Annotated in this window: 20 protein-coding genes; 9 read left to right on the top strand and 11 right to left on the bottom strand. The window is 61.2% G+C overall.

Annotation, left to right across the window (positions count from 1 at the left end; genetic code table 11):
* Nucleotides 1-53: 53 nt before the first annotated feature.
* Nucleotides 54-1775 carry a bifunctional isocitrate dehydrogenase kinase/phosphatase gene (gene aceK / locus A462_RS06665; protein WP_008437985.1) on the bottom strand — a complete coding sequence of 574 codons (1722 nt, stop codon included), beginning with the start codon at nt 1773-1775 and terminating at the stop codon, nt 54-56.
* Between the two features lie 411 nt (nt 1776-2186).
* Here aceK and A462_RS06670 point away from each other — a divergent pair, with 411 nt between their 5' ends.
* Together A462_RS06670 and A462_RS06675 are read left to right on the top strand one after the other, a co-directional pair.
* Nucleotides 2187-3812, top strand: coding sequence for a methyl-accepting chemotaxis protein (locus tag A462_RS06670; protein WP_023659094.1), 1626 nt, complete (start codon nt 2187-2189; stop codon nt 3810-3812).
* A gap of 72 nt (nt 3813-3884) precedes the next feature.
* On the top strand, nt 3885-4781 hold the full coding sequence (locus A462_RS06675) for a DMT family transporter (RefSeq protein WP_008437984.1): 897 nt from the start codon (nt 3885-3887) through the stop codon (nt 4779-4781).
* 31 nt (nt 4782-4812) lie between these two features.
* On the opposite strand, the gene A462_RS06680 is transcribed toward A462_RS06675, so the two are convergent.
* The 3 genes from A462_RS06680 to cysK form a co-directional block, all read right to left on the bottom strand.
* The gene (locus A462_RS06680) at nt 4813-5673 is read right to left on the bottom strand and encodes a DMT family transporter (protein ID WP_008437977.1); all 861 of its coding nucleotides are present in this window, start codon (nt 5671-5673) and stop codon (nt 4813-4815) included.
* A gap of 416 nt (nt 5674-6089) precedes the next feature.
* Nucleotides 6090-7028, bottom strand: a complete 939-nt coding sequence (locus tag A462_RS06685; RefSeq protein ID WP_003210693.1) for an aspartyl/asparaginyl beta-hydroxylase domain-containing protein — start codon at nt 7026-7028, stop codon at nt 6090-6092.
* Between the two features lie 186 nt (nt 7029-7214).
* A complete protein-coding gene (gene cysK, locus A462_RS06690; RefSeq protein WP_008437962.1) occupies nt 7215-8189 on the bottom strand; it encodes a cysteine synthase A in 975 nt (324 codons plus the stop codon).
* A gap of 123 nt (nt 8190-8312) precedes the next feature.
* On the opposite strand from cysK, the gene A462_RS06695 reads away from it, so the two are divergent.
* The 3 genes from A462_RS06695 (at nt 8313) to A462_RS06705 (ending at nt 11567) form a co-directional block, all read left to right on the top strand.
* Nucleotides 8313-9389: a DUF748 domain-containing protein gene (locus A462_RS06695; protein WP_008437961.1), complete on the top strand. Its 1077-nt coding sequence runs from the start codon at nt 8313-8315 to the stop codon at nt 9387-9389.
* Nucleotides 9390-9531: 142 nt separating this feature from the next.
* On the top strand, nt 9532-10377 hold the full coding sequence (locus A462_RS06700; protein WP_003210690.1) for an AAA family ATPase: 846 nt from the start codon (nt 9532-9534) through the stop codon (nt 10375-10377).
* A gap of 11 nt (nt 10378-10388) precedes the next feature.
* A complete protein-coding gene (locus tag A462_RS06705; RefSeq protein WP_003210689.1) occupies nt 10389-11567 on the top strand; it encodes a vWA domain-containing protein in 1179 nt (392 codons plus the stop codon).
* Nucleotides 11568-11703: 136 nt separating this feature from the next.
* Here the strand turns inward: A462_RS06705 and A462_RS06710 are convergent, their stop codons facing one another.
* From A462_RS06710 to A462_RS06720, 3 genes are read right to left on the bottom strand one after another with little or no spacing between them, the layout of a single operon-like run.
* Nucleotides 11704-12627 carry a biotin-dependent carboxyltransferase family protein gene (locus A462_RS06710; protein WP_008437952.1) on the bottom strand — a complete coding sequence of 308 codons (924 nt, stop codon included), beginning with the start codon at nt 12625-12627 and terminating at the stop codon, nt 11704-11706.
* Nucleotides 12624-13328, bottom strand: a complete 705-nt coding sequence (pxpB, locus tag A462_RS06715) for a 5-oxoprolinase subunit PxpB (protein WP_008437945.1) — start codon at nt 13326-13328, stop codon at nt 12624-12626. Before pxpB ends, A462_RS06710 begins: the two co-directional genes overlap by 4 nt.
* Nucleotides 13325-14068: a 5-oxoprolinase subunit PxpA gene (locus tag A462_RS06720; RefSeq protein ID WP_008437944.1), complete on the bottom strand. Its 744-nt coding sequence runs from the start codon at nt 14066-14068 to the stop codon at nt 13325-13327. Before A462_RS06720 ends, pxpB begins: the two co-directional genes overlap by 4 nt.
* 176 nt (nt 14069-14244) lie before the next feature.
* Here A462_RS06720 and A462_RS06725 point away from each other — a divergent pair, with 176 nt between their 5' ends.
* Nucleotides 14245-15183 (top strand): LysR family transcriptional regulator, encoded by a 939-nt coding sequence (locus tag A462_RS06725; RefSeq protein ID WP_008437943.1) that lies wholly within the window; start codon nt 14245-14247, stop codon nt 15181-15183.
* Between the two features lie 110 nt (nt 15184-15293).
* Here A462_RS06725 and A462_RS06730 read toward each other — a convergent pair whose 3' ends face one another.
* The 3 genes from A462_RS06730 to A462_RS06740 are packed head-to-tail and all read right to left on the bottom strand — an operon-like array spanning nt 15294 to nt 17203.
* Entirely contained in the window at nt 15294-15836 is a 543-nt protein-coding gene (locus A462_RS06730; RefSeq protein WP_003210684.1) for a DUF2937 family protein, read from the bottom strand.
* 11 nt (nt 15837-15847) lie between these two features.
* Complete coding sequence (locus A462_RS06735) at nt 15848-16624, bottom strand: class II glutamine amidotransferase (protein ID WP_003210683.1); 777 nt, start codon at nt 16622-16624, stop codon at nt 15848-15850.
* Between the two features lie 30 nt (nt 16625-16654).
* Complete coding sequence (locus A462_RS06740; RefSeq protein ID WP_008437941.1) at nt 16655-17203, bottom strand: hypothetical protein; 549 nt, start codon at nt 17201-17203, stop codon at nt 16655-16657.
* A gap of 21 nt (nt 17204-17224) precedes the next feature.
* On the opposite strand from A462_RS06740, the gene A462_RS06745 reads away from it, so the two are divergent.
* On the top strand, nt 17225-19279 hold the full coding sequence (locus A462_RS06745; protein ID WP_008437939.1) for a S9 family peptidase: 2055 nt from the start codon (nt 17225-17227) through the stop codon (nt 19277-19279).
* 82 nt (nt 19280-19361) lie between these two features.
* The gene (locus tag A462_RS06750; protein ID WP_003210680.1) at nt 19362-19835 is read left to right on the top strand and encodes a cyclic nucleotide-binding domain-containing protein; all 474 of its coding nucleotides are present in this window, start codon (nt 19362-19364) and stop codon (nt 19833-19835) included.
* Here A462_RS06750 and A462_RS06755 read toward each other — a convergent pair.
* Nucleotides 19832-20119 carry a hypothetical protein gene (locus A462_RS06755; protein ID WP_003210679.1) on the bottom strand — a complete coding sequence of 96 codons (288 nt, stop codon included), beginning with the start codon at nt 20117-20119 and terminating at the stop codon, nt 19832-19834. The genes A462_RS06750 and A462_RS06755 overlap by 4 nt on opposite strands.
* A 78-nt stretch (nt 20120-20197) precedes the next feature.
* Between A462_RS06755 and A462_RS06760 the strand changes: the two genes are divergently transcribed.
* Complete coding sequence (locus A462_RS06760; protein ID WP_008437932.1) at nt 20198-20884, top strand: spermidine synthase; 687 nt, start codon at nt 20198-20200, stop codon at nt 20882-20884.
* The last annotated feature ends 16 nt before the right edge of the window (nt 20885-20900 follow it).

Raw genomic sequence — 20900 nt, 5'->3', positions numbered from 1 at the left:
TCTATGTAGGCAGGGGGCGGATTGTCGCAGAAAAGCGCCGCCGCGCGCTCCCCTCATTCATTGTCCAGGCCCTTGCGCCGGTAAGGAAACACATCGATTACCTTGCCGGCGCGAATCGCCTCTTGCAGGCCTTTCCAGTAGTCGGCGTTGTACAACTCGCCGTGCAGTTCGTCGAACAGGCGGCGCTGGGCGGAATCAGCAAACAGGAATGGCGGGAACTCCTCGGGAAACACGTCCAGCGGACCGATGGAATACCAGGGCTCGGAGGCCATTTCATCTTCCGGGGTACGCGGCGCCGGGATGTGGCGGAAGTTGGCCTCGGTCAGGAAACAGATTTCGTCATAGTCGTAGAACACCACGCGACCGTGGCGGGTGACGCCAAAATTCTTCAGCAGCATGTCGCCCGGGAAAATATTCGCCGCCGCCAGTTGCTTGATCGCCAGGCCGTAGTCTTCCAGGGCTTCGCGCACCTGGGCTTCGTTGGCGTTTTCCAGGTAGAGGTTCAGCGGGGTCATGCGCCGCTCGGTCCAGCAGTGGCGGATCAGTACCGTATCGCCTTCGACCTCGACGGTACCGGCGGCGACTTCCAGCAGTTCGGCCAGGCATTCAGGCTCGAATTTGCTCAACGGAAAACGGAAGTCGGCGAACTCCTGGGTGTCGGCCATGCGCCCTACCCGGTCGACACTTTTCACCAACCGGTACTTCTCGATCACGGTGGCGCGGTTGACGTTTTTCGACGGTGAAAACCGGTCCTTGATGATCTTGAACACGGTGTTGAAGCCCGGCAGGGTAAACACGCTCATGACCATGCCGCGCACGCCCGGCGCCATGATGAACTGGTCATCGGTGGTGGCGAGGTGGTTGATCAGCGCCCGGTAGAATTCGGATTTGCCGTGTTTGTAGAAGCCGATGGAGGTGTACAACTCGGCGATGTGCTTGCCCGGCAGGATGCGCTTGAGGAAGCCGATAAACTCCGCCGGCACCGGCACGTCCACCATGAAATAGGAGCGGGTGAACGAGAAGATGATCGACACATCGGCCTCGTCGGTGATCAGCGCGTCGATCTGGATGCCGCGCCCTTCGCGGTGCAGCAGCGGGATCACCAGCGGCCACTGTTCGTCGCGGGTGTAGATGCGCCCTACGAGGTACGCGCCTTTGTTGCGGTACAGCACCGAGGAAAACAGTTCGACGTTGAGGTCCGGGTCCTTGCACACCCAGTCCGGCAGGTTTTCGCGCAATTGCGCCTCCAGGCGGCGCAGGTCGGCGGGCAAGTCGGCGTAGGGTTCGCTGAAACTGTAGTCGGCGAAAATCTGCTCCAGCATGCCCGCCAGCTTGCCGCCCGGCTTGTAGGTGCGGGTTTGCGCCGCCCGGGCGCGGCGCAGGCTGGGCCGGGTGGTATGGATGAACATGCAGCCGTCGCTGATCAGGTCATGGCTGAACAGGCCGCAAAACGTCGAGTTGTACCAGGTCTCGGACAGCTCATCGTCAAACCGCAGGTCGATCAGGCTGATGTAGGCACTTTTCACCAGCGGCCAGGCGGCAATGTCGAGCAACACGGCTTCATCGAAAGCCGCCCGCAGCCGCGCCGTGACTTCGCTGACCTTCTCTTCGTAAAGATTGATGCGCGCAGCCGATGCCGCCTGCCCTTGCTGCCACTGCGCCTTTTCAAAACGCTCCCGGGCGCCGTCGGTGATCTGGCGGAAGTGCTCGCGGTAGTCGTCGAAGCCGTCGAGGATCATCTGCGCAATGTCGAGGGCGGGCGTTGGCTGCGGCATTCGGGAAACCTCTGCGGGCATTTGGAGTGAGCTGAGCTTAGCCAGTGTGCGGGAACAGGAGAAGGATCATTTTTCATTCAGACTTGTACAAGATTGTTCATTTCGTACATTTATTTACTCTTTATTTAATTCGACTAACCGGTCAACAAAAAACCCGCGCGTCACCCTCCCCGCATTAAACGTTTCATCTACAGGCCTTGTGTGACGTGGCCTGCCTGTGCGAGCCGGGGTAAATAAGAGTCTTTGCTCTACTGCTCCGGTACTGGTGGCTTCTCGACCATTGGATCCAACGTAAGGGAAACCCTGACTACCCTAGCTAGTGGCACTTTGCTATATAGCGCGCCCTCTCCCACCTAACAAGGTCAGAAGACCGATCCGGGATCAGGTTCTAACCGCCAAAGGAGCATTGAGATGTCATTGAGGAATATGGGGATCGGCCTGCGCGCCAGTCTGAGTTTTGCGGTACTGGCCGGCTTGCTGGTAGTGGTGGGTCTGTTTGGCTTGGGGCAAATGGCCAAGCTGCGGGAAAGCGCCACCGTGATTGAGGATTCCTGGATGCCGAGCATCGAGACGGTCCACGACAGCGCGGCCTTTATCGCCAGCATCCGCCTGGAAGCACTGCGCCTGTTGACCACCGACGAATCCAGGGTGCGCGACAACAGCAAGAGCCTGATCAGCAAGGAACAGGCAGACCTGCAGGAAAGCTTCAAGCAATACGAAACACTGGTGGTCAACGAGCAGGACGCCGAGATGCTCAACCAGCTGAAAAGTACCGTATCGACGTACATGAGCATCATGGGCCAGATGATTCAGCTGGTGGACCAGGATCAACAGCAGCAGGCCATGGACCTGCTCAACAGCCGCCTCGCGCCCCAGGGCCTGGTGCTCAACAAGAGCCTGGAAGACCTGATCACCTTCAACCAGAAAGGCGTCCAGGAAGCCGCAGAGTCAGCGGCGCAGATGTACTACAGCGCCCAATGGATCGTAGGCCTGATCATCATCACCGCCCTGCTGGCCACCTTGTTGCTGGCCTGGCTGCTGACCCGCAGCATCACCGCGCCCATTGGCCAGGCACTGACAGTGGCCCGCACCATCGCCTCCGGCGATCTGAGCCGGCCGATCGTCGTGGAGGGCAAGGATGAGCCGGCGCAACTGCTCACCGCGCTGGCCACCATGCAGGCCAACCTGCAGGAAACCATCCGTGGCATCAGCGAATCGTCGCAGCAGTTGGCCTCGGCGGCGGAGGAGATGAGTTCGGTAATGGAGCAGAGCACCCGCGGCCTGCAAGCGCAGAACGACGAGATCGAACAGGCTGCCACCGCCGTGACGCAGATGAGCGCGGCAGTCGATGAAGTGGCGGGCAATGCGGTTTCCAGCGCCGAAGCCTCCAAGGCCTCCGACGAAGACAGCAAGCACGGTCACTACCAGATCAGCGAAACCATCAGCTCGATCCAGAACCTGGTGGACGAAGTCCTCGGTGCCTCGACCAAGGCCGAGGGCCTGGCGGCGCAGGCCCAGGACATCAGCAAGGTGCTTGAAGTGATTCGCGGGATTGCCGGGCAGACCAACCTGCTGGCACTCAACGCGGCGATTGAGGCGGCCCGCGCGGGCGAGGCCGGTCGTGGTTTTGCCGTGGTGGCTGACGAAGTGCGCTCCCTGGCACAACGCACCCAGGACTCCACCGAAGAAATCGAGCAGATGATCAACGGTATCCAGCAAGGCACCCAGGACACCGTCGGCGCCCTGAACAGCAGCGCCGAACACGCTGGCCAGACCTTGCAGCGAGCCAACAGCGCCGGCAGTGCACTGGAGAAAATCACGGCGGCGATCTCGCAGATCAGCCAGCGCAACCTGGTGATCGCCAGCGCCGCCGAGCAGCAAGCGTTGGTGGCTCGTGAGGTGGACCGCAGCCTGGTGAACATCCGGGACCTGTCGACGCAAACCGCCGCCGGTGCCACCCAGACCTCGGCGGCCAGCCAGGAACTGTCGCGGCTGGCGGTGGACCTCAATGGCTTGGTGACGCGTTTCGTGCTGTAAAACATGTATTAGCGATTGTGTCAGACAGGTCGGTGGGCAACACTTCCGCCCTTATCAAACTGGAGTTCCTCCGTGAGACCTGTCGACACCCTGCACCTGTTGGTGCTGGCCGCTATCTGGGGCGCGAGTTTTTTGTTCATGCGAATTATCGCGCCGGAAATCGGCACCCTTCCTACCGCGTTTTTCCGGGTGTCGATTGCTGCCACCGGCCTGCTGGTGATCCTCGCCATGATGCGGGTGAGTTGGGATTTCCAGGGCAAGTTCAAGACGGTCCTGTTGCTCGGGGTGATCAACTCGGGCATTCCCGCGACCATGTATTCAGTGGCGGCCCAAGTGCTGCCGGCCGGTTACTCGGCGATCTTCAATGCCACGACGCCACTGATGGGCGTGCTGATTGGCGGGTTGTTCTTCAGTGAGCGCCTCACGCCGTCGAAAATCGCCGGGGTATGCCTGGGCCTGTTCGGCGTTGGCATCCTGACCCGCGCCGGGCCGGTGGCCTTCGACATGGAATTGTTGATGGGTGCGCTGGCATGCCTGTTGGCGACCACCTGCTATGGCTTTGCCGGCTTTTTGGCACGCCGCTGGCTCGATCAACAGGGCGGGCTGGACAGTCGCCTGGCGGCCCTGGGCAGCATGCTCGGGGCCACGCTGTTCCTGTTGCCACTGTTTGCCTGGAGTGCCATCAGCCATCCACCGGTCAGCTGGGGTGGCTGGCCTGTTTGGTTGTCGCTGCTGGGGTTGGGGCTGGTATGCACGGCGTTTGCCTACATCCTGTACTTCCGCTTGCTGACGTCCATCGGCCCGGTGAAGTCGATGACCGTGACCTTCATGATTCCGCCATTCGGGGTGTTGTGGGGCGCGTTGCTGCTGGATGAGCCGTTGTCCATGGCGCATCTGTATGGCGGGTTATTGATTGCGGGGGCGTTGTGGCTGGTGCTTCGGCCGGGGAGATTGGCCCGCAAGCTGTAGGAGCTTTTTGGCTCCTACAGCATTGGGTTTATCAGCCCTTACGGAACACGAAAGCCAATCCGACGATGATCAAGCCCATCCCCAGCAAGCTCAACATTGCCAGCTTGTTGCCGAAGATCAGGTAGTCCATCACCGCCGTCACCGCGGGCACCAGGTAGAACAAGCTGGTGACATTCACCAGATTGCCCCGGGCAATCAGCCGGTACAGCAACAGCGTCGCCAGCAACGACACCACCAGCCCCATCCACAGCACCGGCACGAAAAAGCCGGTGTTGTGTTCAAAGTGGAACGGCTGGAACGGCACAAACACCGAGCACAACAGCAAGCCGGCCAGGTATTGCACAGGCAACGTGCCCAACGGGTTATCGGTGATGCGCTTCTGCATGATCGAACCAAAGGTCATGCTGGCCAGGGCCAACAGGCCAAAAAGCATGCCTGCCAGGGACATGCCGGACATCCCGATGCCCTGGTACACCACCATGATCAACCCCGCCATTCCCAGCCCGAGGCCGAACATCCGGCTCCAGGAGCGCCGGCGCTCCATCAACACCACGGTCAGGATCGGTTGCACGCCCATGATGGTTGCCATCATGCCGGGCGTGACTTTGAGGTCCAGGGCCAGCAGATAGAAAATCTGGTAGGCCCCCAACAGCACCAGCCCGGTAGCCGCCGCGTAAAGCATCGGCTTGCCGGGACGCGGCAACCTCAGCTTGAGGATCGGTACCAGTATCACCAACCCCGCCAGGGCGATGGCGAAACGGATCAGCAGAAACGCAAAGGGTGAAGCGTGGGCCAGGCCCCATTTGGAGAAAATCGCCCCACTGCTCCACAGCAAGACAAACAGGCTCGTCGAGGCCGCCGCGGCCACGGATTGTTTCGAAAGAACAGACATGGATACCACCTGTGATCAGGCAAAAAGCCAACTCAGCAACAGCTGAAATTCAGTAGGTTTTTTCAGGCGGGCACAGGGGAACAGCCATCAGCTGATCAGCCCGAAATGCCAACACCCGGCGGTGATACGACTGCGTACACCGGCGTGCTACTGACAGGTGGGGGGTAGTGACTGATCTGCGCAGGCTGCTGGCTCCCGCACGGCACGACCGCAGCGTTGACCGCTGAATCGACTACCGCTATGCGCAGGGAAGCTGGCATGTGCTGATCTTTTATGAAGGGATGAACAAGGTGTCTGGAAACACCTGCGGCCGACTATAACCAGCTGGGGACATGCTTTGCAATAACTTCGCCCGCACAAATCCAGCGCATAAAAAAACCGCTCATCGGAGCGGTTTTTTCGAGCCTGCAAACGCCTTAACCAAACAACCAATACCCCAGCGCCGTCAGCACCACCACCGCCAGCACTGGCCGCAGGATGCGATAAGCCTTCGGATGCTTGCGCTTCCACTGCTTGACCACGCCACTGAAGCTGTCGCTGAAGCGCTTGCTCCAGGCATATGCCTGGTTGATCCCGCCAACGCGTTCGTCATCCAGGTTCTGCGGCGCGGTGGCGCGCCCCAGTTGCGCGCTGACCCAACGGTTGATGCGGGTCATCAGGCGGTTGCTCAGCGGGCGTTCGATGTCGCAGAACAGGATCACCCGGGTGTGCTCGGTTTCGTTCTTCACCCAGTGCACGTAGGTCTCGTCGAACATTACATCTTCACCGTCGCGCCAGGCGTACACCTGGCCGTCGACGAAAATACGGCAGTCGTCGGAGTTCGGCGTGGACAGCCCCAGGTGATAACGCAGGGAACCGGCAAACGGGTCACGGTGCGGGTTGAGGTGGCTGCCACCTGGCAACAGGGCGAACATCGCGCCCTTGACGTTGGGAATGCTGCTGACCAGGGCCACGGTTTTCGGGCACAGCAGTTCAGCCGACGGCAACGGTTTGTCGTACCACTTGAGGTAGAAACGCTTCCAGCCCTTCTTGAAGAACGAGCCGAAACCGGCGTCGTTGTTCTTCTCCGCGGCGCGGATGTAGCCCTCGTCGAACAGGTGCATGGCCTCTTCGCGAATCACTTCCCAGTTGTCCTTGAGCACGTCCAGCTCCGGGAACTTGCTGCGGTCCAGGTACGGCTTGGACGGCACGGCGGAGAAGATGTACATCAAGGCGTTGTACGGGGCGAACAGCGCTGAATGGTTGACGAACTGACGCAACATCGGCAAACGGGCCTTGCCACGCAAATGCACATACAGCGTGCTGCCGATAAACAGCAGCAACACCGACAGTTTGGCGGCCAAAGAAAAGGTCATGCAGCAACTCCTGGAAATAGGCGTCTGGCCATTAGCCTCCCGTTACGGGGAAACCAGACGTAGCAGCCGGCCATGATAAACACTCCGGGCCTCGGGAAAAACCCGCGCACTCCAACAATCAGCATCTAGCGGTGCGCGATAACGGGCCAATTATGCATAAGGGCCACGCCATCGCGCTGATTTGAATCAAGCCTGGTTTTCCTGATCGGTGAACAAATCGGCGAACAGCATGCTCGACAGGTAGCGTTCACCGGAGTCCGGCAGCACCACGACGATGGTCTTGCCCTGCATTTCCGGCTTCTGCGCCAGTCGCACCGCCACGGCCATCGCCGCGCCGCAGGAGATACCACACAGAATCCCCTCCTCCTGCATCAGGCGCAACGCCATGGCCTTGGATTCTTCGTCGCTGACCAGCTCGACCCGGTCGACCATCGACAGGTCGAGGTTCTTCGGCACAAAACCGGCGCCGATACCCTGGATCTTGTGAGGGCTGGGCTTGATCTCTTCACCGGCCAGCGCCTGGGTAATCACCGGCGAACTGATCGGCTCCACCGCCACCGACAGGATCGGCTTGCCCTGGATGTTCTTGATATAGCGCGACACCCCGGTGATGGTGCCGCCAGTGCCCACGCCCGCTACCAGCACGTCCACCGCGCCATCAGTGTCATTCCAAATTTCCGGACCGGTGGTTTTCTCGTGGATCGCCGGGTTGGCCGGGTTTTCGAACTGGGCCGGCATAAAGTACCTGGCCGGGTCGCTGGCAAGGATTTCGCCGGCTTTTTCAATCGCGCCCTTCATGCCCTTGGCCGGCTCGGTCAACACCAGTTCGGCGCCGAGGGCCTTGAGCACCTTGCGGCGCTCGATGCTCATGGAGGCGGGCATGGTCAGCAACAGCTTGTAACCACGGGCGGCGGCAACAAATGCCAGGCCGATCCCGGTGTTGCCGGAAGTCGGCTCGACAATGGTCATGCCCGGCTTGAGTTTGCCGCTGCCTTCGGCATCCCAGATCATGTTTGCGCCAATCCGGCACTTCACCGAATACCCCGGGTTACGCCCTTCGATCTTGGCCAGGATAGTCACGCCACGCGGCGCGATACGGTTGATCTGAACCAGGGGCGTGTTACCGATGGAGTGCGCGTTGTCTGCAAAAATGCGGCTCATGACGGGTCCTTAAGGCAATTTCAGGAAGGCCCCAAGGGTATGCCTCGTGTTGCAAGGCGTCCAGTCAAGCGAACGTCCGGCGGCGCCAGCAGTCAATCGCCTACACGGATGGAGAATTTTCCTATGAAACGTCGCTACAGTTGGCCGCTCTGGACCCTCGTCGGGGTCGTGGTACTGCTGGTCGTCCTGGATATCGCCCTGCCCTATCTGGTGCGCAATTACCTGAATGACAAACTCGCCGACATGGGCGATTACCGCGGCCAGGTCACCGATGTCGACCTCGCACTGTGGCGCGGCGCCTATCGGATCAACGGCCTGCAGATCGTCAAGGTCGACGGCAAGGTGCCGGTACCGTTCGTCAAGGCGCCGGTGATCGACCTGTCGGTCAGCTGGCATTCGCTGTGGTACGACCACGCAGTGGTGGCCGAGGCACAGTTCATCAAGCCGGAGCTGAACTTCGTCGACGGCGGCACCAACAAACAGGCGTCCCAGACCGGTCAGGGCACCGACTGGCGTGCCCAACTGAGCAAACTGTTGCCGATCACCCTCAATGAGGTGCGCATCAACGACGGCAAGATCGCGTTCCATAACTTCAGTTCGAAACCGCCGGTCAATATGTACGCGACCCAGGTCAACGCCAGCTTCTACAACCTGACCAACGTGGTGGATGTCAAAGGCCAGCGCGACGCGCGCTTCGACGGCAAGGCGCTGTTCCTGGGCCAGGCACCGCTGGAAGCCACCGCCACGTTCGACCCCTTGAGCAATTTCGAAAACTTCGAATTCCGCTTCCGGGCCCGGGATATCGAACTCAAGCGCATGAATGACTTCGCCTCGGCCTACGGCAAGTTCGACTTCAATGCCGGCAACGGCGACCTGGTGGTGGAAGCCCAGGCCGAAAAAGGCCAGTTGACCGGCTACATCAAGCCTTTGCTGCGCAATGTCGAAGTGTTCAACTGGCAGCAGGATGTCGAGAACAAGGACAAGGGCATCTTTCGGTCGATCTGGGAGGCGGTGGTTGGCGTCAGCGAAACCGTGCTGAAGAACCAGCAGAAAAACCAGTTCGCCACCCGCGTGGAGCTCAGCGGCAACGTGCATCAGCAAGATATCAGCGCGTTCCAGGCGTTTTTGCAGATTTTGCGCAATGGTTTTGTCCAGGCCTTCAACGCCCGCTATGAACAACCCAAGCCCTCGACAGATTGATCTTCAACGTGACTGCCCATTCAGAGACTGAATAGCCCGTCTGCGTTCACAGTCGCCGGGGCTGCGCGGTATAGTCGGGCCAAGCTGATTACTCGCCCGCTTCGGTCCTGCACCGTTCGGCGTCACGTTCGAGGATTGATAGATGAAGTTCGAAGGCACCCAGGCCTACGTTGCCACCGATGACCTGAAACTGGCCGTCAACGCCGCCATCACCTTGGAGCGGCCACTGCTGGTCAAGGGCGAACCGGGCACCGGCAAGACCATGCTCGCCGAGCAACTGGCCGAATCCTTTGGCGCCAAGCTGATCACCTGGCACATCAAGTCCACCACCAAGGCGCACCAGGGCCTGTACGAGTACGACGCGGTGAGCCGCCTGCGAGACTCGCAACTGGGCGTGGACAAGGTGCACGACGTACGCAACTACCTGAAAAAGGGCAAGCTCTGGGAAGCCTTCGAGTCCGAGGAGCGGGTCATCCTGCTGATCGACGAAATCGACAAGGCCGACATCGAGTTCCCCAACGACCTGCTGCAAGAACTCGACAAGATGGAGTTCTACGTCTACGAAATCGACGAGACCATCAAGGCCAAGAAGCGCCCGATCATCATCATTACCTCCAACAACGAAAAAGAGCTGCCGGACGCGTTCCTGCGCCGCTGCTTCTTCCACTACATCGCCTTCCCGGACCGCACCACCCTGCAAAAGATCGTCGACGTGCACTACCCGGACATCAAGAAAGACCTGGTCAGCGAAGCCCTCGACGTATTCTTTGACGTGCGCAAAGTACCGGGCCTGAAGAAAAAACCGTCCACCTCCGAACTGGTGGACTGGCTGAAACTGCTGATGGCCGACAACATCGGCGAAGCGGTACTGCGCGAGCGCGACCCCACCAAGGCCATCCCGCCCCTGGCCGGTGCCCTGGTGAAGAACGAGCAGGACGTGCAGTTGCTGGAACGCCTGGCGTTCATGAGCCGTCGCGGTAACCGATAAGGGCGATTGCCATGCTGCTCAACCTGTTCAATGAAATGCGTGCAGCCAAGGTGCCGGTGTCGGTGCGTGAGCTGCTGGACCTGATCAACGCGCTGAAACAGCGCGTGACCTTCGCCGACATGGACGAGTTCTACTACCTGGCCCGGGCGATCCTGGTGAAGGACGAACGGCATTTCGACAAGTTCGACCGGGCCTTCGGCGCCTACTTCAATGGCCTGGAAAAACTCGATGATCACCTGCAGGCGCTGATCCCCGAAGACTGGCTGCGCAAGGAATTCGAACGCTCGCTGACCGACGAGGAACGCGCACAGATCCAGTCCCTCGGCGGCCTCGACAAGCTCATCGAAGAATTCAAGAAACGTCTCGAAGAACAGAAAGAACGCCACGCCGGCGGCAACAAGTGGATCGGCACCGGCGGTACCAGCCCCTTCGGCTCCGGCGGCTTCAACCCCGAAGGCATACGCGTGGGGGATGCCGGCAAGCGCCAGGGCAAGGCCGTCAAGGTCTGGGACCAGCGCGAGTACAAGAACCTCGATGATTCGGTGGAACTGGGCACCCGCAACATCAAGATCGCCCTGCGCCGCCTGCGCAAGTTCGCACGCCAGGGTGCGGCGGAAGAGCTCGACATTGACGGCACCATCGACCATACGGCCCGCGATGCCGGGCTGCTGAATATCCAGATGCGCCCGGAGCGGCGCAACACCATCAAGCTGTTGCTGCTGTTCGACATCGGCGGCTCGATGGATGCCCATGTGAAGACTTGCGAAGAGTTGTTCTCGGCGTGCAAGACCGAGTTCAAGCACCTGGAGTATTTCTACTTCCACAACTTCATTTATGAATCGGTGTGGAAGAACAACATGCGCCGGGGCTCGGAACGCACCTCGACCCAGGATTTGCTGCACAAGTACGGCGCCGACTACAAAGTGATCTTTATTGGTGATGCGGCCATGGCGCCGTATGAAATCACCCAGGCCGGCGGCAGCGTCGAGCACTGGAATGAAGAGCCCGGGTATGTGTGGATGCAGCGGTTCATGGAGAAGTACAAGAAGCTGATCTGGATTAATCCGTACCCGAAAGATACCTGGGGCTATACGGCGTCCACCGGGATTGTGCGGGATTTGATCGAGGACCAGATGTTTCCGTTGACGTTGCGCGGGCTTGAGGAAGGGATGCGCTTTTTGTCGAAGTAAGTTGTTTCCCAGACAACCACGATCAAATGTGGGAGCGGGCTTGCTCGCGAAAGCGCAGTGTCAGTCACCGAATATATTGGCTGATACACCGCCTTCGCGAGCAAGCCCGCTCCCACATTTTGTCCTGCGGCGATCTTTAGTTTCTGGCAAGGTACTGCAAATACTCCACTTGCTGGCGATGCGCCGTTTCCTGCACCACCGGCGCCAACCTCACCTTCTCCCCCGGCAAGCACTGCGCCAGCCGCGCCAACGCCAATGGCGTCAACGCGCCCAATCGTGGGTAGCCGCCAATGGTCTGCCGGTCATTGAGCAACACAATCGGCTGCCCGTCCGGCGGCACCTGGATCGCCCCCAGCGGGATGCCTTCCGAGATCAGCGACGGCCCCTGATATTCCAGCGGCGTACCCAGCAAGCGCATGCCCATGCGGTCGGCACGGCTGTCGAGGGTCCACTCGCTGTTGAACACATCAAACAGACTCTGCCCGCCAAACTGACCGATCTGCGCCCCGAGGATCACCTCCAGCGGCGCCTTGGAATCCAGCTTCGGCAATTGCCCGGCGGACAACACCTGCATCGCACCGCCCACGCCCGAATAGGTCAATTGCGCACCTTCGGCCAGTGACCGGCCAAAGCCATCCAGCCCGCCCAGTTCTTCACGGCCCACCGTGGCGCAGCTGCCCAGCACCTGCGGCGCATCAAACCCGCCCGGCGCTGCCAGGTAAGCCCGCGCACCGCTGAAAGGCTGGGTAAAACGCAAGCGCTGGCCTTTTTGCAGAATAAAGCTGCGCCCCGGGCTGATCGCGCGCTCGTCGACATACGCGCCCAAGTCCGCCCCGGCCAGCGCCAGCAGGCAATAGTCCTCGGCCTGCACGGTGAAGCCACCCAAGGTGATTTCCACCACCGGCGCATCCAGGGCATTGCCCAGCAACCAATTGGCCCACGACATCGACACCCAATCCAGCGCGCCGCCCTGGGTCACGCCCAAATGCCTGACGCCAAAACGTCCGGCGTCCTGCAACAGGCACAGCGGCGTGCTGGCCTCGATCAGCAAGCGGCTCATGCCTGCGCCTCCAACGGCGTATCATCGCCGCCCAGGTTGATGAATTCGCAATGGCTGACCGCTTTGTAGCGCACGGTATCCCCAGGCTGCATCAGGCTGTAGCCCTCGCGTTCACGGTCAAACAGCTTGGCCGGCGTGCGGCCAATCAGGTTCCAGCCGCCTGGCGAGACCACCGGATAAGCCGCCGTCTGCCGCTCGGCGATGCCCACGCTGCCCGCCGCCACCCGCTTGCGCGGGGTGTTGAGCCGCGGTGTCGCGAGCTGTTCATCCACCAGCCCCATAAAGGCAAACCCCGGGGCGAAGCCCAAGGCGAATACCTGGTACTCATGCTGGCTGTGACGGCGAATCACCTCCTCCACTGCCAGGCCACTGCGCTGCGCCAGCAACGCCAACTCCGGGCCGACACTCAGGTCATACCAGACCGGCAACACATGACATTGCCCGCTGCCCTTGGGTTCGGGCTGCAATTCCTTGAGCGCCTGGTCGATCAACGCCCGTGCCTGGCCAGGGTCCAGCGCCAGCAGGTCGTAGTGCACCATCAGGGTCGTGTAGGACGGCACCAGGTCCACCAGCGCCGGGCCAAAACCTTCGCGCAAACGGCGGGTGGCGGCGAGCATCCAGGGCATGTTGTCTTCGGCGATCACCTCAAACAGGCGCACCATCAGGCAGTCGATGGCCACCACTTCAATCCGTGGCTTCATGCTGGGGTCAACGCCTCGCGGATGCGCTGCACGGCAGCCACTGAGCTGGCGTTATCGCCATGCACGCACAAGGTATTGGCTTGCAGGTGCAACGGACTGCCATCACTGGCGACCAACTGTTCTCCCCGGGCGATGATCAAGGCCTGCTGGATGATCTTTTCCGGGTCATGATGCACCGCGCCCGGCAACTGGCGGGAGACCAGATGGCCGGCGCTGTCGTAGGCACGGTCGGCAAAGGCTTCGAACCACAGGGTCACGCCATATTCCTCACCCAGGGCCTGGGCGGCGCTGTTGTCACGGGTGGCCATCAGCATCAATGGCAGGCTGGCGTCGTAGGCCGCCACGGCCTGGATCACCGCACGCAATTGCGCAGGCTTGGCCATCATGTCGTTGTACATCGCGCCATGGGGTTTGACGTAGCTGACCCGCCCGCCCTGGGCCCGGCAAATACCGTCGAGGGCGCCGACCTGGTAGTGCAACAGGTCCTGGATTTCCTGCGGGGTGTAGGCCATGGAGCGGCGGCCGAAACCCTGCAGGTCCTGGTACGCCGGGTGCGCGCCCACCTGCACGCCATGCTCGAAGGCCAGGCTGACGGTCTTGCGCATGATGCTCGGGTCGCCGGCGTGGAAACCGCAGGCTACGTTGGCGCAATCAATGAACGGCATGACTTCGGCGTCCAGACCCAAGGTCCAGTTGCCAAAGCTTTCGCCGATGTCGCAGTTCAATAGCAGGCGGCTCACGGTAGGGCTCCTGTAGGCTTTATTTTTTTGTAGTGTGGGATCTTTTACCAAGATCTCGCAACGATGTTGTCCCGAGCCCCAACGACGCTTATCGTGAGACAGCTCGATTTTTGGCGGTTGCGGCACGCTGCGTCCAACTAATAAAAAACAATCCATGCATAAGAAAAGTTGATCCCATGAATTTGAAGTTCCTCGAAACCTTCGTCTGGGTGGCCAAGCTCAAGAGCTTTCGCCTCACGGCAGAGAAGCTGTTCACCACCCAGGCCTCGATCTCCAGCCGCATCGCCGTGCTGGAAAGCGAGTTGGGGGTGAAGCTGTTCCTGCGCGACTCCCGAGGTGTGAGCCTGACGCCGGAAGGCTTGAAGGTGCTCGATTATGCCGAGCAGATGATGGCGACCATGCAAGGGCTCAAGCAGTCCCTGGAAACCACCAGCAGCAAGGTCGGGCGTATCCGCATCGGAGTGATGGACACGGTGATCCACACCTGGCTGAGCGCGCTGGTGGCAGAACTGACGGACAACTTTCCGCGGGTAGAAATCGAGTTGGTCGCCGATACCGCGCTGAACCTCAGCGATCAGTTGCAAAAAGGCTTTCTCGACCTGATCCTGCAAACCGACCTGCTGCGCCAGGAAACCTTGCGCAGCCTGGAACTGGCCAGCCACCCCATGGGCTGGATCGTCGCCAGCCACTCGATCTACAACCGCGACTACGCGTCCCTCGCCGAACTGGCCCAGGAGCGCATCATCACCTACTCGAAAAACTCCTGTCCGCACCAGGACGTGCTCAGCCTGATGCAGGCTAACGGCGTATCCGCCCCACGGATGAACTGTGTGAACTCGGTGTCAGCGATCACCCGCCTGCTGCGGGACGGGTTCGGGATTGGTGCGTTCCCGCCCGTATTGGTCAGTGAAGAGCTGGCACGAGGTGAATTGACCATGCTGCCCATGGAACAACGGCCGCCGAACCTGCAGGTGGTGGTGTCGTGGCGAGTGGGCGTGGAGTTGGTGGAGGAGATTGTGGCGCTGTGCCAGAGCGTGGTGCAGCAGTATGCGCAGAAGGTGGGCGAGGACTTGATGGTGTTGAGCAAACCCATGCCACTGAAGGAACCGATTTAAAACTGTGGGAGCGGGCTTGCGCGCGAATGCGGTGTGCCAGCCACCCCATATGTCACTGACGCACCGCATTCGCGAGCAAGCCCGCTCCCACAATTTGACCGCGTCAGCCTTTAAAGCCCCTTGAGGTCCCGCTCTTCAATCGGTCGGCTCTGGCGCAGGCGCTTGCCGCCCAACACCACCCAGTCGATCAGGCGGAACAGGCACTCGATGCCGAACGACAACAGCATCGCCCCGCCCAGGCCCCAGCCCATGGCTTCCGGGGTCAGCAACAGCATGTAGCTGTAGCCGTTCCAGGTTTCCTGGCGAATCGCCGGGTCGGCGGCCACCGCCACTTGCAGCGCGCGGATGTACCACGGGCCCTGCATCGCCTGGAACTGCTTATCCAGCGCTACCTGGCGGTCGAGCAAGGTGCCCAGGCTGTTGGCATCGCTGCGAAACACCGGGTCGTCACTGGCACGGTAATGGGCCACCAGCGCCTGCAAGTCACCGTTGAAGAACTGTTGCGCCGTGGCATCGAAGCCGCGCAAGCCGGTCTGGGCTTCGATCAAGTGGGCTTCGACGCGCTTGGCGTAGTCGCTGATAAACCCCGGCACCTGCACACCGACCAACAGACCCACGGCAAACAACACCAGTCGCAAATAGCTGAGCAACATATTCGACGTCCTTATTCCGTTTTACCTTGGCTGACACATTCGCCGCGTCGCCACAGGCTCCACTGGCCCGGTTCGTAGCGGGTCCAGGTCTCGTTTTCGGTCAGGGGTTCGGTGGCAATTACCGTCACCACGTCATTGGGGGTGGTTTCGGCCTGAAAATCGACGATCACGTCGACATCTTTCAACCGTGCGGGGCCAAATGGCGCACGCCGGGTGATCTGTGCCAGTTTGGTCGAGCAATAGCAGAACAGCCAGTCACCGTCGCTCAGCAGGCAGTTGAACACGCCCTTGCTGCGGTATTCGCTGCAGGCGGCGATCAGGTCCGGCAGCACCTGTTCGATGTCCACCGGTTCCGGGAACGCTTCACGGACTCGGTTGAGCAAATCGCAGAACGCCGCTTCGCTGTCGGTATCGCCCACCGGGCGGTAGAACGTGGCGCGGGGGTTGAAGTCCGCCAGTTGACCGTTATGGGCAAAGCACCAGTTGCGGCCCCACAGTTCACGGACGAACGGATGGGTATTGGACAGGCACACCTTGCCCACATTGGCCTGGCGGATATGGCCAATCACCACTTCACTCTTGATGGGATAACGCTGCACCAGCAGCGCGACTTCCGATTCGCTGCTGGCCGCCGGGTCCTGGAACAACCGCAGGCCACGGCCCTCGTAGAAGGCGATGCCCCAACCGTCGCGGTGGGGCCCGGTACGTCCGCCGCGCTGCATCAGCCCGGTGAAGCTGAAGACGATATCGGTCGGTACGTTGGCACTCATGCCCAATAATTCACACATGCCAGGCTTCTCGATACAGGGCGTACAACGTTAAAGGCGCGGTTCGACCCGCATACCGCTGACAGGTGCCGGGCGACCGTAACGCTCATCGGCGAAGGGTTCGTCGTCATCCTCCGGCTCGGCGGCAGCGGCTGCCGCAGCGGCGGCCTTCTGCTCACGAAGAACCCTGGCGGCACGCTCGATGGGCCAGCGGATCAGCACGAACACCAGGTACACGCCGAACGCGATCATGCAATACATGAACAGATCGGAGATCGCCCGCCAGGCGTTGTTGCCGACCTTGAGCACCAGGTCCAGGGCGGTGATGGCCACGGCCGGGGCGAACTGGGTCTTCACCGGGTCGACGATGGTCGGGCTGAACAGCAGCACCGCCACCAGCAACCGCAGCGGCTCGCGCAGCCAGCGCCACATCCAGCGGGTCATGGCAAACCACACCAACAGGCAACCCAGGGCTGCGAAGGCGTAGAGGCCCCAAGCGATCAGATAGTCGTTCTCGGTCATGGTGTCCATGGCAAGGTAGGCAAACAGGCCGCTATGATAACGGCTTTTCAGTGCCGAGGCTGCAATGCCGTCGGCCAACCGCCAGACAGAGAGTGATCCATGCCCCCATCGACCCACATCACTGCCGCCCCGATCGCCCGCAAGGCCCCAGGCACCGACCCGTATGCCTGGCTGCAAGCGCGTGACAGCGCCGAGGTGCTCGATTACCTCAAGGCGGAAAATGCCTGGCAAGAAGCACAATTGTCCGACCAGCAGGCGCTGCGCGAGACCCTGTTCGAGGAGATCAAGGGCCGCATTCTCGAAACCGACCTGTCCCTGCCCTCGCCCTGGGGCCCGTACCTGTATTACACCCGCACCACCGCCGGCGACGAATACGCCCGCCACTACCGCTGCCCGCGCCCGGCGGACGACAGCCAACAGGTCGACGAAAGCGCGGAAGAGCTGCTGCTGGACCCGAACGTACTGGCCAATGGCGGCTTTTTCTCCCTCGGCGCCTTCAGCATCAGCCCGGACCACCAGCGCCTGGCCTACAGCCTGGATACCAGCGGCGAAGAGATCTACACCCTCTACGTGAAGGAATTGGCCACCGGCAAGGTCAGCGAACTGGAGTTTGAAGACTGCGATGGCAGCATGACCTGGGCCAACGACAGCCTGACCCTGTTCTTCACCGAACTGGACGACACCCATCGCCCGCACAAGCTGTATCGCTATCGCCTGGACGGCACTGCCGCCGAAGAAGTGTTCCACGAGCCTGACGGACGTTTCTTCCTGCACTGCTACCGCTCCAGCTCCGAGCGTCAGTTGCTGCTGGCCCTGGGCAGCAAGACCACCAGCGAGATCTGGGCCCTGGACGCCGAAAAGCCGCAGCAGGCGTTTACCTGCATGGCGCCACGGGTCGAGGGCCATGAATATGACGTCGACCACGGCAAGCTGGACGACCAGTGGACCTGGTTTATCCGCAGCAACCGTGACGGCATCAACTTTGCGCTGTTCCAGGCGGCCGACACCGGCAGTGTGCCGACCCAGGACGACTGGCTGAACCTGATCCCCCACGACGACGCGGTAATGCTCGATGGCGTAAGCCTCAATGCCCGGGCCATGACCCTGAGCCTGCGGATCGGCGGCCTGCCGATCATCGAAGTGCACCCACAGGGGCAAGCCGCTTATCGCGTGGAGTTACCGGACGCAGCCTACAGCCTCTATGTGCAAAACAGCCTGGAATTTGCCAGCGACAAGATCCGTCTGCGCTATGAGGCCCTGAACCGCCCGGCCCAGGTTCGTCAGCTGGAACTGGCCGGCGGCGCACAACAAGTGCTCAAGGAAACCCCGGTGCTGGGCGTGTTCAACGCCGACGACTACGTCAGCCAACGCCTGTGGGCAACGTCGGCCGATGGCACTCAGGTGCCGATCAGTCTTGTCGTCCGACGCGATCAGTTGGGTAAGCCGACGCCCCTGTATCTGTACGGCTACGGCGCCTACGGCCACAGCCTCGACCCGTGGTTCTCCCACGCCCGCCTGAGCCTGCTGGACCGTGGCGTGGCCTTCGCCATTGCCCATGTACGCGGCGGTGGCGAACTGGGTGAGGCCTGGTATCGCGGCGGCAAGCAGGAGCACAAGCAAAACACCTTCAGCGACTTTATCGCGTGCGCCGAACACTTGATCGCCCAGGGCCTGACCACCTCCAAGCAACTGGCCATCAGCGGCGGCAGCGCCGGTGGCCTGTTGATCGGCGCGGTGCTCAATCAACGCCCGGAGCTGTTCCAGGCGGCGATTGCCGAAGTGCCGTTCGTCGATGTGCTCAACACCATGCTCGACCCCGAGTTGCCGCTGACCATCACCGAGTACGACGAATGGGGCAACCCGCAGGAGCCCGAGGTGTATGAGCGGATCAAGGCGTACGCACCGTACGAAAACGTCAGCGCCCAGGCCTATCCGGCCACGCTGGTGATCGCCGGCTACAACGACAGCCGCGTGCAGTATTGGGAAGCGGCGAAGTGGGTGGCCAAGCTGCGCGACACCAGGACCGACGACAACCTGTTGCTGCTCAAGACCGAGCTGGGCGCCGGCCACGGCGGCATGAGTGGTCGTTACCAGGGATTACGTGACGTAGCACTCGAATATGCATTTGTTTTCAAGGCGCTTGGGCTGATTTAAGGAACTCCGCCTGGCGGGCCGGTCTGAACACTTGACCGCCGGGCGCGCCCTGCACGATTTATGGACAAAGACTGTAAGCCTCATGCCAGAACCGACCTTACTCAATAACGAAATCCGCGACATGCTGATGGATTGCGGCCTGTTCGACCCGTTGCTGCCGGAAGACTTCCACGTAGCGGCGGGCTATTTCAACATCAGCAGCATCGCCCGCGATGAGGTAATTTTTCTCGAGGGCGACGCGGGCACCTTCATGTGCATCATTCACTCAGGCCAGGTGGCGGTGCAGAAGACCAACCATGCAGGCCAGCGCCTGACTATCGCCACCTTGCGCAGCGGGCGGACCTTTGGCGAGATGGCTGTGCTGGACGGCGAGCGCCGCTCCGCCAGCTGTGTGGCGGCCAGCGATTGCGTGCTGTTGAACCTGGGCAAGGATTCCCTGGAAAAGATGCTCAACGATGCACCGAAAATCGCGGCCAAGATCATTCGTGCGATTGCTATCGCCCTGTCCAGGCGCCTGCGCATGGCGGACGGGCAATTGCTGTCCCAGCAGTTTTAGCCGCCCGGGGTCTTGGGCTTGATGTCGTTTTGCTGCAAGCCGGGGATCGTCTGGTCCTTCGGCGGCGCGGGCAGCACGATCGGCGCCAACAATGGCTCACCGCTGCCGGCCGCCTTTGGCGTTGCCGGTGGCGTGACTTGCGGGTAAGGCGTGGGCGTTGCAGTACCCGGTGAACCCGCCGTGGGCGCGGGGGTAATCGGCACGGTTTGCGACTCCTGAGCCTGGGCCACACCGCCAAGGGCGAGCGCGCTCCACACAATGACCGTTAGAATGCTGCACTTCATCGATGGCTCCATGGCCTGACCGTAAAGTCGTAAGGCTACTCCCAACCGCGCAAGAATGCCCTTCCCAATGAGATTTCCATGAAACGTTTCGTTCTGCTGGACACCACTCCGATCCCCGACAACGGCGGTGCCTTGTGCCTGTTCGAATACGGTGAGGATTTTGTCATCAAGATTCAGGGCGGTGACGGTGGCCAGTTGATGAACACGCGCATGCACGGTTCCGAGGATGCGCTGGCGGAGATTCCGTGCCGCAAAGTCGCCGGTCGGCCCGGCTCCAGGGTGTTGATTGGCGGCCTGGGCATGGGTTTTACCCTGGCGGCAGCGCTCAAGCATTTGGGCAAGACTGCCGAAGTGGTGGTTGCCGAGCTGGTGCCCGGCGTGGTCGAGTGGAATAGCGGGCCCCTGGGGGAAAAGTCCGGCCGCCCGCTGCTGGACCCGCGCACCGTGATCCGTCTGGAAGACGTGGCCAAGGTGCTGCAGGCCGAGCCCCAGGGGTTTGACGCGATCATGCTGGACGTCGACAACGGCCCCGAAGGCCTGACGCAAAAAGCCAACAGCTGGCTGTATTCCGCCGGTGGCCTAAGCGCCTGCGCCAAGGCGCTACGGCCCAAGGGCGTGCTGGCGGTATGGTCGGCCAGCGCCGACAAGCAGTTCAGCGACAAACTGCGCAAGGCCGGCTTCAAGGCCGAGGAAGTGCAAGTGTTTGCCCATGGTAACAAGGGCACGCGGCATACCATCTGGATTGCTGAAAAGCTCAAGGGCTAAGCATTAACTGCGTGGG

It is taken from the genome of Pseudomonas sp. Ag1, from assembly GCF_000278565.1.
In the GTDB taxonomy this organism is placed as follows: Bacteria; Pseudomonadota; Gammaproteobacteria; order Pseudomonadales; family Pseudomonadaceae; genus Aquipseudomonas.
The sequence above is the reverse complement of the archived record's forward strand: the minus strand, read 5'-3'. Positions and strand labels throughout refer to the sequence as shown.